This window comes from Pseudomonas sp. IT-P12, assembly GCF_949767465.1.
Taxonomy (GTDB): Bacteria; Pseudomonadota; Gammaproteobacteria; order Pseudomonadales; family Pseudomonadaceae; genus Aquipseudomonas.
The window spans coordinates 16,987-29,093 of record NZ_CATKPY010000024.1 but is presented as its reverse complement, the minus strand read 5'-3'; the positions used below and the strand labels follow the sequence as shown (position 1 = coordinate 29,093).

Sequence of the window (12,107 nt, the reverse complement as noted above, 5' to 3'; positions counted from 1 at the left end):
TCTTCAGGCGTGACGAGGCCGGACCGCTGAAACAGCGGCCGGCGTCAAGCCACACAGATTTTTAGGAGGGTTTAGAAGCGCGCTTTGGGCGTCGCCACCGGAATCGGTCGACTGCCGTCGAGCGGCAGGAAACGGCTCTGGTCCGCGTCGTAAGCTTTGATCTTGCTGGTTTCGATGTCGTAGACCCAGCCATGGATGAACAGCTGACCATTCGCCATGCGCGAGGCTACCGAAGGATGGGTGCGCAAGTGTTGCAATTGAGCGATGACATTTTCCTCGGTGAGGACATGCATGGTCTCGCTTTCGTCGGTGCAGTTGCAGTTGTCGTGCACCATGGTTTTCGCGACTTCGGCGTGTTGCAGCCAGGCTTTGACCGTGGGCATTTTTTCCAGGCTGGCAGGATTGAGCACCGCACGCATGGCACCGCAATCGGAGTGGCCGCAGATGATGATGTGTTGCACGCCCAGTGCCAGCACCGCGTATTCGATGGCAGTGGAAACGCCGCCATTCATTTGCCCGTAAGGCGGAACGACGTTGCCGACGTTACGGGTGACGAACAGATCGCCCGGCGAGCTGTGGGTGATGAGCTCGGGAACGATGCGCGAGTCGGCGCAGGTAATGAACATCGCCCGTGGCTTTTGCGCCGTGGCGAGTTTCTTGAACAGTTCTTCCTGCTGTGGAAAAACCTCGTGATGAAAATGCAAAAAACCGTCAACGATATGTTGAAGCGCTGCATCGGCGGTCTCCGCCTCTTGTGGGGCTGAAGCCGACGCAGCCAACGGCTGTTTATCCTTGTCACTCATGAAGTCTTCCTCATTGGCGGATTCAGGGAATTTTCCCGTTTTGTCCGGTGTGAAGCCAGTGGCTGTTAAAAAAACGTCCGGGCTAGAGATCTCGACCCGTCAGTCACTCGATGAACAAGGTAGCCGGCGAAACTTAACTCAAACTGAATCAACCGCTCTGGACCGTATGTTACAGGGCACATAAAACGTGACCGGCCTGGTCCGTCACGGGGTCGCACTCATAAACCATAGGTCAATTGTCCTCAAATCAGCGTCATCTGGCGACCCGGCGGACAAAAGGCAGCGCAATCCAGGTTGAAGCCCTCTCGGCGGTTGAGCCCCAGGCGCTTGATGGTTTTGGCAAATCGTTGCGCCAGCAGGTCGGCAAACGGACCTTCGCCACGCATCCGGCTACCAAACCGCCTGTCGTAGAGTTCACCGCCACGGCTCTGGCGGATCAGGCTCAGCACGTGGGCTGCCCGCTGGGGATAGTGGGCCGCCAACCATTCCTCGAACAGCGGCGCCACCTCCAGAGGCAGGCGCAACATCATGTACGCCGCACTTTGCGCCCCCGCGGCGTGTGCTTCGCTCAACAGGCTTTCGAGCTCGCAGTCATTGATCATCGGAATCATCGGTGAACACAGCACACCCACCGGGATCCCGGCCTCGCGCATGACGCGAATCGCCCGCAGACGGGCCTTGGGGGCGGCGGCGCGGGGTTCGAGGATGCGTTTGAGTTCATCGTCCAGGGTGGTGAGGCTGATCATCACCGCCACCAGCCTTTGAGCGGCGAGTTCGGCGAGCAGGTCCAGGTCACGCAGGATCAGCGAGCCCTTGGTGATGATCGTCACCGGGTGGCGATAACGCAGCAGCACTTCCAGGGTTTGCCGGGTGATTCGGTGTTCACGCTCGATCGGTTGGTAAGGATCGGTGTTGGACCCCAGGTTGATCGGCGCGCATTCATAGCCGCGTTTGCCCAGTTGCTGTTCAAGCACGTCGGCGGCGTTGGTCTTGGCGATCAAGCGGGTTTCGAAATCCAGCCCCGGCGACATGTCCCAATAGGCGTGGCTGGGGCGCGCGTAACAGTAAATGCAGCCGTGCTCGCAGCCACGATAAGGATTGATCGAGCGATCAAAGGGCAGGTCTGGCGAGCTGTTGCGAGTGATGATGGTTTTAGCCGTTTCGATGCGCACTTCGGTGCCTTGGGTCACCGGGACTTCCTGGTACCAGCCATCGTCCTGCGCCACCGAGCGGTTGGGTGCAAAACGGTTATGCGGATTGGTGGCGGTACCGCGACCGCGCGGTGGCAAAGGCGTGTTCATCGGCGGGTTTCCTGTGCTGTATGTGCATACAGTATCCGAGGCAGTCCGTGCCGACCAGTGCCGTTGGGCGCACAAGCGCGTTTCAGTGTTTCCTGTGCATCCTTAGTTGATAAGAAATGCATATTGCAATTCCGGGAAACATAAAGCGAATGGCAGGAAAGTTAACCTGATAAGTACTATTCGGCTCGCACGAAGTTTCGTGTTCTTACTTACTAAAAGGATTTGGTCAATGTCGTTCTTGAATCAGCGCGGTATATTTTTACAACTGCTCGCCCCCACGCGCGTCAACCCTCTGGAAGCACAGGTCGCGATGCAGCTTTCTCGCAAGGAATCCATCTGGGACCCGGTAACGGAAGGGGTTACAGAGACCCTGGTCGACTCCGTGCATATGATGGCGATCTCCGACGATGGCGGCCGCTCCTTCAATATCAAGACGTTGAAGAGTGATGTCGACGGTGACGGCGATATCGATCATGACGATAAACAGAAGTTGTTGGCGCTGGCGGCAGCTTATTCGGCTATCGTCAGCCCGTAACGAGGTGGTGAAGGGGCCTGCATGAAGTTGATGCAGGCCTGTTTTTAATCAGGGCTGAATAGTTATCCAGACGCTATCGTGTTCACGATCCTTTGACAAAGGGCTCACGGTCCTTTGACCGTTCCTGCCCCAATCTGGCGTCGTCACCTTTCCTTTCCACTGTACGGTCGCCGAGCATGTCTTTACGCCTCATCCCAGCGCTGTGCCTGTCGCTGGTCGCCTTGTTCAACCTGACGTTCGCCCACGCTGACGACACCGCCCTGTCCCGCCCTGCGGATTGGGCTCAATCGGTCGAGGTCCAGTACAACCTTTTCCAGATGTCCCCGACCCTCTACCGCAGCGCGCTACCCGACGCCGGTGCCGTCGCGTTGCTGGAAAAACTCAGGGTTGCGACCGTGATCAACTTCCTGCCGGAGTCCGATTCAAACTGGCTGGCCAACCCCTCGATCGAACAGGTCCAACTGCCTTATCGCACCAATCACGTGGATGATGCGCAAGTCCTCAAGGCCCTGCGCGCCATTCAGGCTGCCGAGGCCAAGGGCCCTGTGCTGATGCATTGCAAACATGGTTCGGACCGTACCGGGCTGATCGCCGCCATGTACCGGGTGGTGGTGCAGGGTTGGAGCAAGGAAGATGCCCTGGGCGAGATGACTCAAGGGGGATTTGGTGACAACAGCCACTTCAAGGATGGCATCCGCTACATGATGCAGGCGGATGTGGACAAGTTGCGCACGGCGCTGGCCAACGGCGAGTGCAGCACGAGCCCGTTCGCCGCGTGCTCGATGAAGAACTGGTTCCAGTCCGCCCACGTCGAATAAGCAAGGCCTCCCACGGCATTGCGCGGTGGGAGGCGATGACAGCGGTCAGTGCTGTTCGTCAGGCTTTTTCTTCAGCTTCGGGTTAGGGAAAAACTGCACGGCCTGAACCTTGGCGTCCGCAACCTTCAGCGCCGAAACGTTGACCCGCGTACCCAGTTCCTTGGGCACCGACAGCCCCTGTTCATTCAAGGTGTCGGAATAGCCGCACGCCACGCATTCACGATGCGGGGTGTTGTCTTCGCTCCACATCATCAGTTTGTCCGGCTCGCTGCACGCCGGGCAGACCGCCCCGGCGATGAAGCGTTTTTTCGTTTTCACAGGCACCTCACTCATGCTGCTGCGTCCTCACTCAGGCCGCTGTGGCGCAAGAGTGCGTCAATCGACGGTGCACGGCCACGGAAGTCGACGAACAGCACCATCGGTTCCTGCGACCCGCCGCGTGCCAGGATCGCTTCGCGGAACGCGCGACCGGTCTCGGCGTTGAGCACACCGTCTTCCTCGAACCTGGAGAACGCGTCGGCCGACAGGACTTCGGCCCACTTGTAGCTGTAGTAGCCCGCAGCGTAACCGCCGGCAAAAATGTGGGCGAAACTGTTGGGGAAGCGGTTGTAGGCCGGTGGTCGCATGACGGAAACCTCGTCACGCACGCCTTCGAGCACTTGCAGCACGCTGCGGCCGTCGCCGTGGGTGGCATGCAGTTCGAAGTCGAACAGCGAGAATTCCAACTGGCGAACCATCATCAGGCCGGACTGGAAGTTCTTCGCCGCGAGCATCTTGCCGAGCAGGTCCTGCGGCAGCGGTTCGCCCGTTTCGTAGTGGCCGGAAATCAGCGCCAGGCCTTCCGGCTCCCAACACCAGTTTTCCATGAACTGGCTTGGCAGTTCGACCGCATCCCACGCCACGCCGTTGATGCCGGACACGCCCGCGTGTTCGACGCGGGTCAGCAGGTGATGCAAGCCGTGGCCGAATTCGTGGAACAGGGTGGTGACTTCATCATGGGTCAGCAGCGCCGGTTTACCGCTGTCGGCCGGAGTGAAGTTGCACACCAGGTTGGCCACCGGGCTCTGCAGCACGCCGCCGGCTGTGCGGCGACGGTCGCGGGCGCCGTCCATCCACGCACCGCCGCGCTTGTTGGCGCGGGCGTAGAGGTCGAAGAAGAAGCGGCCGACATGCTGGCCGTTCTCCTTGATTTCAAACAGGCGAACATCCGGGTGCCAGGTGTCGAAACCGGTCTGCTCGGCGATCTCGATGCCGTACAGGCGCTGGACGATGGCGAACAGGCCGCTGAGTACCTTGTCGATCGGGAAATAGGCGCGCAGGGCTTCCTGGGCGACGCTGTAACGTTGTTCGCGGAGCTTTTCGCCGTAAAAACCGCTGTCCCAGCTTTGCAGGTCCGGGCAGCCCTGTTCGGCAGCGTAGGCCTTGAGCTGTTGCAGATCCTGCGCCGCGAACGGTTTGCTGCGCTTGGCCAGGTCGCGCAGAAAGCTCAGGACCTGATCGCTGGATTCGGCCATCTTGGTGGCCAGGCTCAGCTCGGAGAAACTGGCGAAGCCCAGGAGCCTGGCCAGTTCCTGGCGCAGGTCGAGGATTTCTTCCATGACCGGGCCGTTGTCGTTCTGGCCGGCATTCGGGCCCTGGTCCGACGCGCGCGTGCAGTAGGCGGCATAGACTTCTTCGCGCAGGGCGCGGTCGTTGGCGTAGGTCATCACCGCGTAGTAGCTGGGGAACTCCAGGGTGATCAGGAAACCGTCCAGTCCCTTGGCCTGCGCTGCTGCAGTCATTTGTGCCTTGGCCGAGTCGGTCAGGCCGGCGAGGGCGGCCTCGTCGGTCACGTGTTTGGTCCAGGCTTGAGTCGCGTCAAGCAACTGGTTGGAGAAGCGGCTGCCCAGTTCCGAGAGCTTGCTCTGGACTTCTGCATAACGCTTCTGCTCGGCTTCCGGCAGGTCGATACCCGACAGGCGGAAGTCACGCAGGGAATGTTCAAGGATGGTTTTTTGTGCCACGTCGAAACCGGCAGCTTCCGGGCTGTTGGCCAGGGCCTGGAAGGCTTCGAACAGCGCGCGGTTCTGGCCCAGTTCGGTGGAGTAGGCGCTCAGTGCCGGCAGGCAGGACTCGTAGGCTTCGCGCAGCTCGGCGCTGTTGCACACGGCGTTGAGGTGGCTGACCGGGCTCCACGCGGCACCCAGGCGATCGTTGAGTTCGTCCATCGCCAGCACCAGGCCGGCCCAGGTCGGGTGTTTGGCCTGGGTTTTGAGAATCTCGATAATCGCGGCGCGGTTGTCTGCCAGAATCTGTTCAATGGCCGGTTGCACGTGTTCGGCACGGATCGCCGAGAACGGCGGCAGGTCGTAGGACTGCAAAAGAGGGTTGTTCACGCTCACGGTTGGCACCTTGGCTGGAAGAAACATGCAGCCATCTTAATTACAATCGGCGTTCACCGCAGCTATCGGCAACAGAGAGAAACCCTATCGTGAACCTTCGCAAGTACCAGAACCACACGCCATTGCTCGGCAAAGGCGCTTTTGTCGACCGCTCGGCGGTGGTGATCGGCGATGTCGAAATCGGCGACGACAGCTCTGTGTGGCCGCTGACGGTGATTCGCGGCGACATGCACCGCATCCGCATCGGAGCGCGCACCAGCGTGCAGGACGGCTGCGTGTTGCACATCACCCACGCCGGCCCGTTCAACCCCGATGGTTTTCCATTGCTGATCGGCGACGATGTCACCATCGCCCATAAAGTCATGCTGCATGGCTGCACCGTGGGGAGCCGGGTGTTGATCGGCATGGGCAGCATTGTCATGGACGGTGCCGTGGTCGCCGACGATGTGATCATCGGCGCCGGCAGTCTCGTACCCCCGGGCAAGCGCCTGGACAGTGGGTTCCTGTATGTGGGCAGCCCGGTGAAACAGGTCCGGCCGTTGACGGAAAAGGAACAGGCGTTCTTCACCTACAGTGCGGCGAACTACGTGAAACTCAAGGATCTGCATCTGGCCGAAGGCTACGACCAGGTCTGAGCGCGACACTCTAATTCAGGATTCAACATGCATTACCAAACCGTTTTGTTCGACCTCGATGGCACCCTGACCGATCCCCGCGAAGGCATCACCCGCTCGATCCAGTTCGCCCTGGGCAAACTGGGCATCGACGAACCCGACCTGAGCAAGCTGGAGCACTTCATCGGTCCGCCGTTGTTGCAGGCGTTCATGCAGTTCTACGACTTCGACGAGCCGAAGGCCTGGGAAGCGGTGAATTTCTATCGCGAACGCTTCAAGGTCACCGGCCTTTACGAGAACCGCGTGTTCGAGGGCGTCACGCCGTTGCTGGAAACCCTGGGTGGGCAAGGGCGACAGTTGTACATCGCGACGTCCAAACCGTGGGTTTTCGCCCGGGAAATTGCCCGGCATTTCGATTTCGCCAGGCACTTCAAAGTGATCTACGGCAGCGAACTGGACGGCACGCGAACCAACAAGGTCGAGCTCATTGCCCACCTGATGGCCGAAGAAGGGTTGGACCCGGACAATACCCTGATGATCGGCGACCGCAAGCACGACCTGATTGGCGCGCGCAGCAACGGCTTGGATGCGGCTGCGGTGGGCTATGGGTTTGGCAGCCGCGAGGAGCTGAGCGCGGAAGCGCCGGCCTACCATTTCGAAACGCTGGACGATTTGCACCAGGCTTTTTTGCGGCGCTAGCCGAAGCGCCTTCGCGGGCCAGCCTGCTCCACGCAGTAGTCAAGCACCGGGGCCGGGCTTGCCCGCGAAGAGACGCGGATCAGCCCGCGCCATTGCCGGGCCCTGCCAACCCTTTCAAAGCCGCCTTTCGCTCCGGAGCCGGCAACGCGCCGAGTTTTTCCACCGCCGCATAAAACGCCGGCCAGTCGCCTCGTTCCTGCTTGAACAGCGCCGCAAACGCCGGCACCCATTGGTCGTACAAACCAAACGGCAACAGCCGGGCGTTGTTCATCGGCGCGTTTATCCACGCGTCATAGCGTTTATCCCCAGCCCACTGGCTGTCTCGCAGCGTGCGGTACCGGCTGCGTAGCCTTTCGAATTCCTGCGCCTTGCGCTGGCGCATCTGCTCGGTCGACAACGGCGTGGCATAGAGCTGCTCAAGTCGCGAGCGGGTATCCAGCACCAGCTGGATAAACTGGTCCCGCTGCTGCGCCGGGTTGCCGTTGTCCGGCGCCAGGCCGCGCCAGGCACGCCATTGCCGAGTGCCTTCCCGCTCGACAAACGTAGCGAAGGACTCGTTGAACTCGGTGTCGTCCTTCACATAGACACGCTGGTGAGCCAGCTCGTGGAAAATCAGGGTCGCCAGCCGTTCATCGCCCCAACCCATCATCGAACTGATAATCGGATCGTTGAACCAACCGAGCGTCGAATAGGCCTCGACGCCGCCGATCGACACGTCCATACCTTCCTCTCGCAGCAACGCCGCCTGGCCCCGGGCGGCGCTCTGGGTGTAATAACCGCGATAAGCCACACACCCTGCGACTGGAAAACAGTGGTTTTGCGGCGACAGGGAAAACTCCGGGGTGGCGAATACATTCCAGACGACGAACGGTCGGCCGATGTCGGCGTACAACCGATAACTCTGGTTATCCGGCAGATGCAGCTGCTGGCTGGCGAAGGTCCGGGCCTTTTGTGACTGCGCCAGATGCGCGCGCAGTTCAGGGTCGCGGGATGGGTCGGCAAGCACCTTGGAAACCGGTTCCCGGGCCCGCAGCAGCTGCAACTGACCATTGGCCAATTGGCCGTAGTAGCTGACGCTGGCGCACCCGCTGAGCAATAAAAGCAACGCACCCGGAAACAAAACGCGCAAAACGCGATCAAGTAACCCATGGCTTGGAAGCGGCCTGATCACAATAAAATCTTCCCTGGAAAGTCTGCCCGCAAGACTATCCCGCCTGACTGGAGCTCCGCTATGCGCAAGATGATGCTGACGGGTAGCCTGTTGATGCTGACAGGTTGTGCAGGATTCGGCATACCTCACCACGACCCCTCTCAAGCGTGGATCGATCTCGATTCGCCGCAGCAGGACACCGCGCTGCAAGCGTTGGAGGTCGATGACAAGGCGTCCACGGACAAACGCTATTTCGAGGTCCAGCCCGGCAGTCACGAGCTCACGGTGCGCTATCAATTCGCGGTCGAGCCGGGCAACATCGGGCCGGACGCCGAGCCGTTGTGGCGCGATTGCCAGTTGAATGTGAAATTCAATGGCTTCAACGCCGGTGAGAAGTATCAGTTGCAGGCGGGGAACATCGGCTTTCGGCCGTGGGCCAAGCTTTATGATCAACAGCGAAAAGTGATCGGCCAGGGCACGCCGGCGGGCTGCCAACGAACCTGATCGGCGCTATGCTGAATGTCCAATCCTCGGGGCATTCATCATGCGCAGGTTGTTGCTTTTGCTCGCGGCTGGCGCCTTCGCCGGTTGCCAGAGTCCGTTACCGGCGGTCGATCCACAGATGGCCTGGGTCGACTTCGCGACGCCCACCCCTGGGGGCAAGTTGCTGATGGCCGAGCGCCTGGACAACCAGCGCCTGCGCGACGGGCGTTTTTTCCAGGTTAGCCCGGGCAGTCATGAGCTGAGGGTGCGTTTCGACTTTGAGGTATTTGGCGGTGGCGGCAGCTTGATGACCGGCCCGGTGGAGCGATTGTGCTACCTGACGATCCGGTTCGACCATTTCGAAGCCGGCCAGCGTTACCGGCTTGAAGCCCGCTCCCTGGCGTTCACCCCCAGCGCGCGGCTTTACAACGACAAGCGCGAGATCGTGGCCGAAGACCGGGAAGTCAATTGCATCATCTGAGGCCTGTCAGCGGTCGTTCTTCTGGTAAATGATGGCTTTGGTGCCGTTATCGCAGGTGCCGACAACCATGGCAATGTCATGCTTTTCGGCCTCTTGCTTCGAGACGATTTCCAGGGTGTAGGAGGGCACGGCATTCACCTGGATCTTCACCTCGATTTCGTTCTTCAGTTCTTCGCAATCCTTGGGCGCCGCCAGTGCCGAAGTCGCCAGTGCAGTGCAGATAAACGCCAGGGCAAAACGTTTCATCGATGAAGCTCCTTTGAAGCAGCATGTTGCTGTCATTTATTCGACCATCATCGCGCCAGTCAGGTTTTGTTTCAGCGCAAAAAAATCGCAGCCTGTCGAAGGCTGCGATCACTGACTCCATCATTGCCGATCTAGCTGATCAGTGTGGCGTCCAGACTGATCTTGGCATTCAGCACTTTGGATACCGGGCAGCCTTCTTTGGCCTTGGTGCTCAATTCCTCGAACTGCGCCTGGGTTGCTCCAGGGATTTTCGCCTTCAGGATCAATTTCACGGCGGTAATGGCGAAGCCGCCGTCCACCTGGTCCAGCACGACCTCGGCGTTGGTGTCGATGCTGTCAGCCTTGAGACCGGCATCGCCGAGAATCATCGAAAAAGCCATGGAAAAGCAGCCCGCGTGGGCCGCGCCGATCAGCTCTTCCGGGTTGGTACCTTTTCCACCTTCGAAACGGGCTTTGAAGCCGTAGGGCGCTTCCCTGAGAACGCCGGTTTCCGTGGAAATCGAACCGATGCCGGTTTTCAGATCACCTTCCCAATGGGCTGATGCTTTCTTGGTAATAGCCATGTCTGCCTCCTCAGAGTCCGGCGCGAGGTGTCGCGCCTTCGTGGTTTTGCTTGCCAAGGTTCTGAGGATAGACGGTGATGCAAAGTTCACCCGATATTAATTCCTACTATTTGAGTCGGAAATTTCGTCGTCACTCTTGAAACTCGGGTATATGCCCTCATTGCATGAAACACGCTTATGAATTCGGCAGGTTTCCGTTCGTCAAAAACCTGCGCCCCCTTGGAGAAGCAGGCTTATGAAACGACTGTCCGACATCAAGTTTTCGACCCTGGATCTGGTGCCCGTGCGCGAAAACGGCAGCGCGGCCCAATCGCTGCGCAACTCCCTGGACCTGGCGCAGCATGCCGAAAAATTCGGCTACACCCGATTCTGGGTCGCCGAGCACCACAACATGGACGGTATCGCCAGCTCGGCGACCTCGGTGTTGCTGGGCTACCTGGCCGGCGGTACATCGACCATTCGGGTGGGTTCTGGCGGCGTGATGCTGCCCAATCACGCGCCATTGGTGATCGCCGAACAGTTCGGTACCCTCGAGAGCCTCTACCCGGGCCGCATCGATCTGGGCCTGGGGCGCGCACCCGGTTCCGATCAGATGACCGCCCGCGCCCTGCGCCGCGAGCGCTCGGGCAGCGCCGATGATTTTCCGCAAGATGTCGCCGAACTGGTGCGCTACCTCGGCCCGCGCACCCCGGATCAACGCGTCATCGCGATGCCTGGCACCGGCACCCAGGTTCCGGTCTGGTTGCTGGGTTCGAGTCTGTTCAGCGCACAACTGGCGGGGGAGCGCGGTTTGCCCTACGCCTTCGCATCCCATTTCGCCCCGCGATTCATGCATGAGGCGATTCGCGTCTATCGCAACCACTTCAAGCCTTCGGCGGTACTGGATAAACCTTACGTGATGTTGGGCGTTCCGCTGGTGGCGGCTGACACCGATGAACAAGCCGAATACCTGGCGACGTCGGTCTATCAGCGCATTCTCGCGTTGATGCGTGGTCAGAGCCTGGTGCAGCGTCCACCGGTGAAAACCATGGACGGGCTGTGGCTGCCCCATGAGAAAGAGGCGGTCGGTGATTTCCTCGGACTGGCGATGGTTGGCAGCCCGCAGAAGATTCGCGCCAAACTGGAAGTCCTGATCGAACAGACCCAGGCCGATGAGCTGATTTTCACTTGCGACCTGTATGAACACGCCGATCGGGTGCATTCCTACGAGTTGCTGGCGCAGGTCATGAAGGGTTAATCACCCCTGTGGGAGCGAGCCTGCTCGCGATAGCGCCGTGTCAGCCAACCTATGCTTTGACTGATTCGACGTCATAGCGAGCAGGCTCGCTCCCACATGGAGTGTGCGGCTTTGAAGCAATCATCCGCGCTTGTAGACAATTTCCTTGGTGCCGCTCTCACAGGTCCCGACGACTTTTCCGTCGGACGCAGTGCCTTTATCGACAATTTCCAGTGAGTAGTTCGACGCGCCTTTGGCATCGATCTTGGCGGCAATTTCCGCTTTCAGCTCTTCGCATGGTTTGCCGTCAGCCCACGCGGCGCCTGCAAGGCTCAACAATCCTACTGCCAACATAAACTTCTTCATCGGTCGCACTCCCTGGTCGGATCAAAGGGAGCATCCAGCCATCGGCCGGATGCACACATATAGCGCTTTGCCATTCCCTATGGCACTCGGCCAGCGCGCAAGTTCAGAAGACTCGCAAAAACTCAGCTGCTGGCAATCCGGAATCCCACTTTGAGCGTCACCTGGAAGTGTGCGGCCTTGCCGTCCTTGATGTGACCTCGAGTCTCGGTCACCTCAAACCACTCCAGGTGCTTGATGCTTTTGTTGGCCTCAGCCAGCGCATTGTTGATGGCATCCTCGATGCTGCTGGTGGATGAGCCGACAAGCTCGACTTTCTTGTAGGTGTGATGGTCTGTCATGGGCGTTCTCCTTGGGTGTGAAATACAGACTAGCAGTGATTTTCGTATTACTTCTGGCGGCCATTCCCACGAAGAAGTTCAGATTTACTGCACTTTCTCGAACCTGCGAAGTC

General features: G+C 59.6%; 16 protein-coding genes. 7 read left to right on the top strand and 9 right to left on the bottom strand.

The window, feature by feature from the left end:
• Positions 1 to 71 precede the first annotated feature (71 nt).
• The gene (locus ACM6IM_RS21030) at positions 72 to 803 is read right to left on the bottom strand and encodes a carbonic anhydrase (RefSeq protein ID WP_192307329.1); all 732 of its coding nucleotides are present in this window, start codon (positions 801 to 803) and stop codon (positions 72 to 74) included.
• Positions 804 to 1,045: 242 nt separating this feature from the next.
• A complete protein-coding gene (locus ACM6IM_RS21025) occupies positions 1,046 to 2,104 on the bottom strand; it encodes a PA0069 family radical SAM protein (RefSeq protein WP_414866211.1) in 1,059 nt (352 codons plus the stop codon).
• A gap of 229 nt (positions 2,105 to 2,333) precedes the next feature.
• On the opposite strand from ACM6IM_RS21025, the gene ACM6IM_RS21020 reads away from it, so the two are divergent.
• Positions 2,334 to 2,639: a hypothetical protein gene (locus tag ACM6IM_RS21020; RefSeq protein WP_201191182.1), complete on the top strand. Its 306-nt coding sequence runs from the start codon at positions 2,334 to 2,336 to the stop codon at positions 2,637 to 2,639.
• A 176-nt stretch (positions 2,640 to 2,815) separates the two neighbouring features.
• The gene (locus tag ACM6IM_RS21015) at positions 2,816 to 3,457 is read left to right on the top strand and encodes a dual specificity protein phosphatase family protein (RefSeq protein ID WP_201191180.1); all 642 of its coding nucleotides are present in this window, start codon (positions 2,816 to 2,818) and stop codon (positions 3,455 to 3,457) included.
• 45 nt (positions 3,458 to 3,502) lie between these two features.
• On the opposite strand, the gene ACM6IM_RS21010 is transcribed toward ACM6IM_RS21015, so the two are convergent.
• Together ACM6IM_RS21010 and prlC are read right to left on the bottom strand one after the other, a co-directional pair.
• Positions 3,503 to 3,790 (bottom strand): YheV family putative zinc ribbon protein, encoded by a 288-nt coding sequence (locus ACM6IM_RS21010; protein ID WP_192307333.1) that lies wholly within the window; start codon positions 3,788 to 3,790, stop codon positions 3,503 to 3,505.
• Positions 3,787 to 5,865 (bottom strand): oligopeptidase A, encoded by a 2,079-nt coding sequence (gene prlC / locus ACM6IM_RS21005; RefSeq protein WP_414866210.1) that lies wholly within the window; start codon positions 5,863 to 5,865, stop codon positions 3,787 to 3,789. The genes ACM6IM_RS21010 and prlC overlap by 4 nt, the downstream gene beginning before the upstream one ends.
• Positions 5,866 to 5,927: 62 nt before the next feature.
• Here prlC and ACM6IM_RS21000 point away from each other — a divergent pair, with 62 nt between their 5' ends.
• Both ACM6IM_RS21000 and ACM6IM_RS20995 read left to right on the top strand, forming a co-directional pair.
• Positions 5,928 to 6,473 (top strand): gamma carbonic anhydrase family protein, encoded by a 546-nt coding sequence (locus tag ACM6IM_RS21000; protein WP_192307335.1) that lies wholly within the window; start codon positions 5,928 to 5,930, stop codon positions 6,471 to 6,473.
• Between the two features lie 27 nt (positions 6,474 to 6,500).
• Complete coding sequence (locus tag ACM6IM_RS20995) at positions 6,501 to 7,151, top strand: HAD family hydrolase (RefSeq protein ID WP_414866209.1); 651 nt, start codon at positions 6,501 to 6,503, stop codon at positions 7,149 to 7,151.
• A 79-nt stretch (positions 7,152 to 7,230) separates the two neighbouring features.
• Here the strand turns inward: ACM6IM_RS20995 and ACM6IM_RS20990 are convergent, their stop codons facing one another.
• A complete protein-coding gene (locus ACM6IM_RS20990; protein WP_414866208.1) occupies positions 7,231 to 8,322 on the bottom strand; it encodes an aminopeptidase in 1,092 nt (363 codons plus the stop codon).
• 60 nt (positions 8,323 to 8,382) lie between these two features.
• Between ACM6IM_RS20990 and ACM6IM_RS20985 the strand changes: the two genes are divergently transcribed.
• Complete coding sequence (locus ACM6IM_RS20985) at positions 8,383 to 8,805, top strand: hypothetical protein (RefSeq protein WP_201191174.1); 423 nt, start codon at positions 8,383 to 8,385, stop codon at positions 8,803 to 8,805.
• A gap of 40 nt (positions 8,806 to 8,845) precedes the next feature.
• Positions 8,846 to 9,265, top strand: a complete 420-nt coding sequence (locus tag ACM6IM_RS20980) for a hypothetical protein (protein WP_201191173.1) — start codon at positions 8,846 to 8,848, stop codon at positions 9,263 to 9,265.
• 6 nt (positions 9,266 to 9,271) lie between these two features.
• Here the strand turns inward: ACM6IM_RS20980 and ACM6IM_RS20975 are convergent, their stop codons facing one another.
• The gene (locus ACM6IM_RS20975) at positions 9,272 to 9,511 is read right to left on the bottom strand and encodes a DUF1161 domain-containing protein (RefSeq protein WP_414866207.1); all 240 of its coding nucleotides are present in this window, start codon (positions 9,509 to 9,511) and stop codon (positions 9,272 to 9,274) included.
• Between the two features lie 131 nt (positions 9,512 to 9,642).
• Positions 9,643 to 10,074, bottom strand: a complete 432-nt coding sequence (locus tag ACM6IM_RS20970) for an OsmC family protein (protein ID WP_414866206.1) — start codon at positions 10,072 to 10,074, stop codon at positions 9,643 to 9,645.
• Positions 10,075 to 10,309: 235 nt separating this feature from the next.
• On the opposite strand from ACM6IM_RS20970, the gene ACM6IM_RS20965 reads away from it, so the two are divergent.
• On the top strand, positions 10,310 to 11,311 hold the full coding sequence (locus tag ACM6IM_RS20965; RefSeq protein ID WP_201191170.1) for an LLM class flavin-dependent oxidoreductase: 1,002 nt from the start codon (positions 10,310 to 10,312) through the stop codon (positions 11,309 to 11,311).
• Between the two features lie 120 nt (positions 11,312 to 11,431).
• Here the strand turns inward: ACM6IM_RS20965 and ACM6IM_RS20960 are convergent, their stop codons facing one another.
• Both ACM6IM_RS20960 and ACM6IM_RS20955 read right to left on the bottom strand, forming a co-directional pair.
• The gene (locus ACM6IM_RS20960) at positions 11,432 to 11,656 is read right to left on the bottom strand and encodes a DUF1161 domain-containing protein (protein WP_201191168.1); all 225 of its coding nucleotides are present in this window, start codon (positions 11,654 to 11,656) and stop codon (positions 11,432 to 11,434) included.
• 122 nt (positions 11,657 to 11,778) lie between these two features.
• Positions 11,779 to 11,994 (bottom strand): dodecin, encoded by a 216-nt coding sequence (locus tag ACM6IM_RS20955; RefSeq protein ID WP_010465710.1) that lies wholly within the window; start codon positions 11,992 to 11,994, stop codon positions 11,779 to 11,781.
• Between the last annotated feature and the right edge of the window lie 113 nt (positions 11,995 to 12,107).

Bases quoted from the DNA above. Each gene is read 5' to 3' on its own strand.
- ACM6IM_RS20995 (WP_414866209.1), top strand. From the start codon at position 6,501: ATGCATTACCAAACCGTTTTGTTCGACCTCGATGGCACCCTGACCGAT.
- ACM6IM_RS21010 (WP_192307333.1), bottom strand. From the start codon at position 3,790: ATGAGTGAGGTGCCTGTGAAAACGAAAAAACGCTTCATCGCCGGGGCG.
- ACM6IM_RS20975 (WP_414866207.1), bottom strand. From the start codon at position 9,511: ATGAAACGTTTTGCCCTGGCGTTTATCTGCACTGCACTGGCGACTTCG.
- ACM6IM_RS20970 (WP_414866206.1), bottom strand. From the start codon at position 10,074: ATGGCTATTACCAAGAAAGCATCAGCCCATTGGGAAGGTGATCTGAAA.
- ACM6IM_RS21015 (WP_201191180.1), top strand. From the start codon at position 2,816: ATGTCTTTACGCCTCATCCCAGCGCTGTGCCTGTCGCTGGTCGCCTTG.
- ACM6IM_RS20985 (WP_201191174.1), top strand. From the start codon at position 8,383: ATGCGCAAGATGATGCTGACGGGTAGCCTGTTGATGCTGACAGGTTGT.
- ACM6IM_RS21030 (WP_192307329.1), bottom strand. From the start codon at position 803: ATGAGTGACAAGGATAAACAGCCGTTGGCTGCGTCGGCTTCAGCCCCA.
- ACM6IM_RS20955 (WP_010465710.1), bottom strand. From the start codon at position 11,994: ATGACAGACCATCACACCTACAAGAAAGTCGAGCTTGTCGGCTCATCC.
- ACM6IM_RS20960 (WP_201191168.1), bottom strand. From the start codon at position 11,656: ATGAAGAAGTTTATGTTGGCAGTAGGATTGTTGAGCCTTGCAGGCGCC.
- ACM6IM_RS21020 (WP_201191182.1), top strand. From the start codon at position 2,334: ATGTCGTTCTTGAATCAGCGCGGTATATTTTTACAACTGCTCGCCCCC.
- ACM6IM_RS21025 (WP_414866211.1), bottom strand. From the start codon at position 2,104: ATGAACACGCCTTTGCCACCGCGCGGTCGCGGTACCGCCACCAATCCG.
- prlC (WP_414866210.1), bottom strand. From the start codon at position 5,865: ATGTTTCTTCCAGCCAAGGTGCCAACCGTGAGCGTGAACAACCCTCTT.
- ACM6IM_RS20980 (WP_201191173.1), top strand. From the start codon at position 8,846: ATGCGCAGGTTGTTGCTTTTGCTCGCGGCTGGCGCCTTCGCCGGTTGC.
- ACM6IM_RS20965 (WP_201191170.1), top strand. From the start codon at position 10,310: ATGAAACGACTGTCCGACATCAAGTTTTCGACCCTGGATCTGGTGCCC.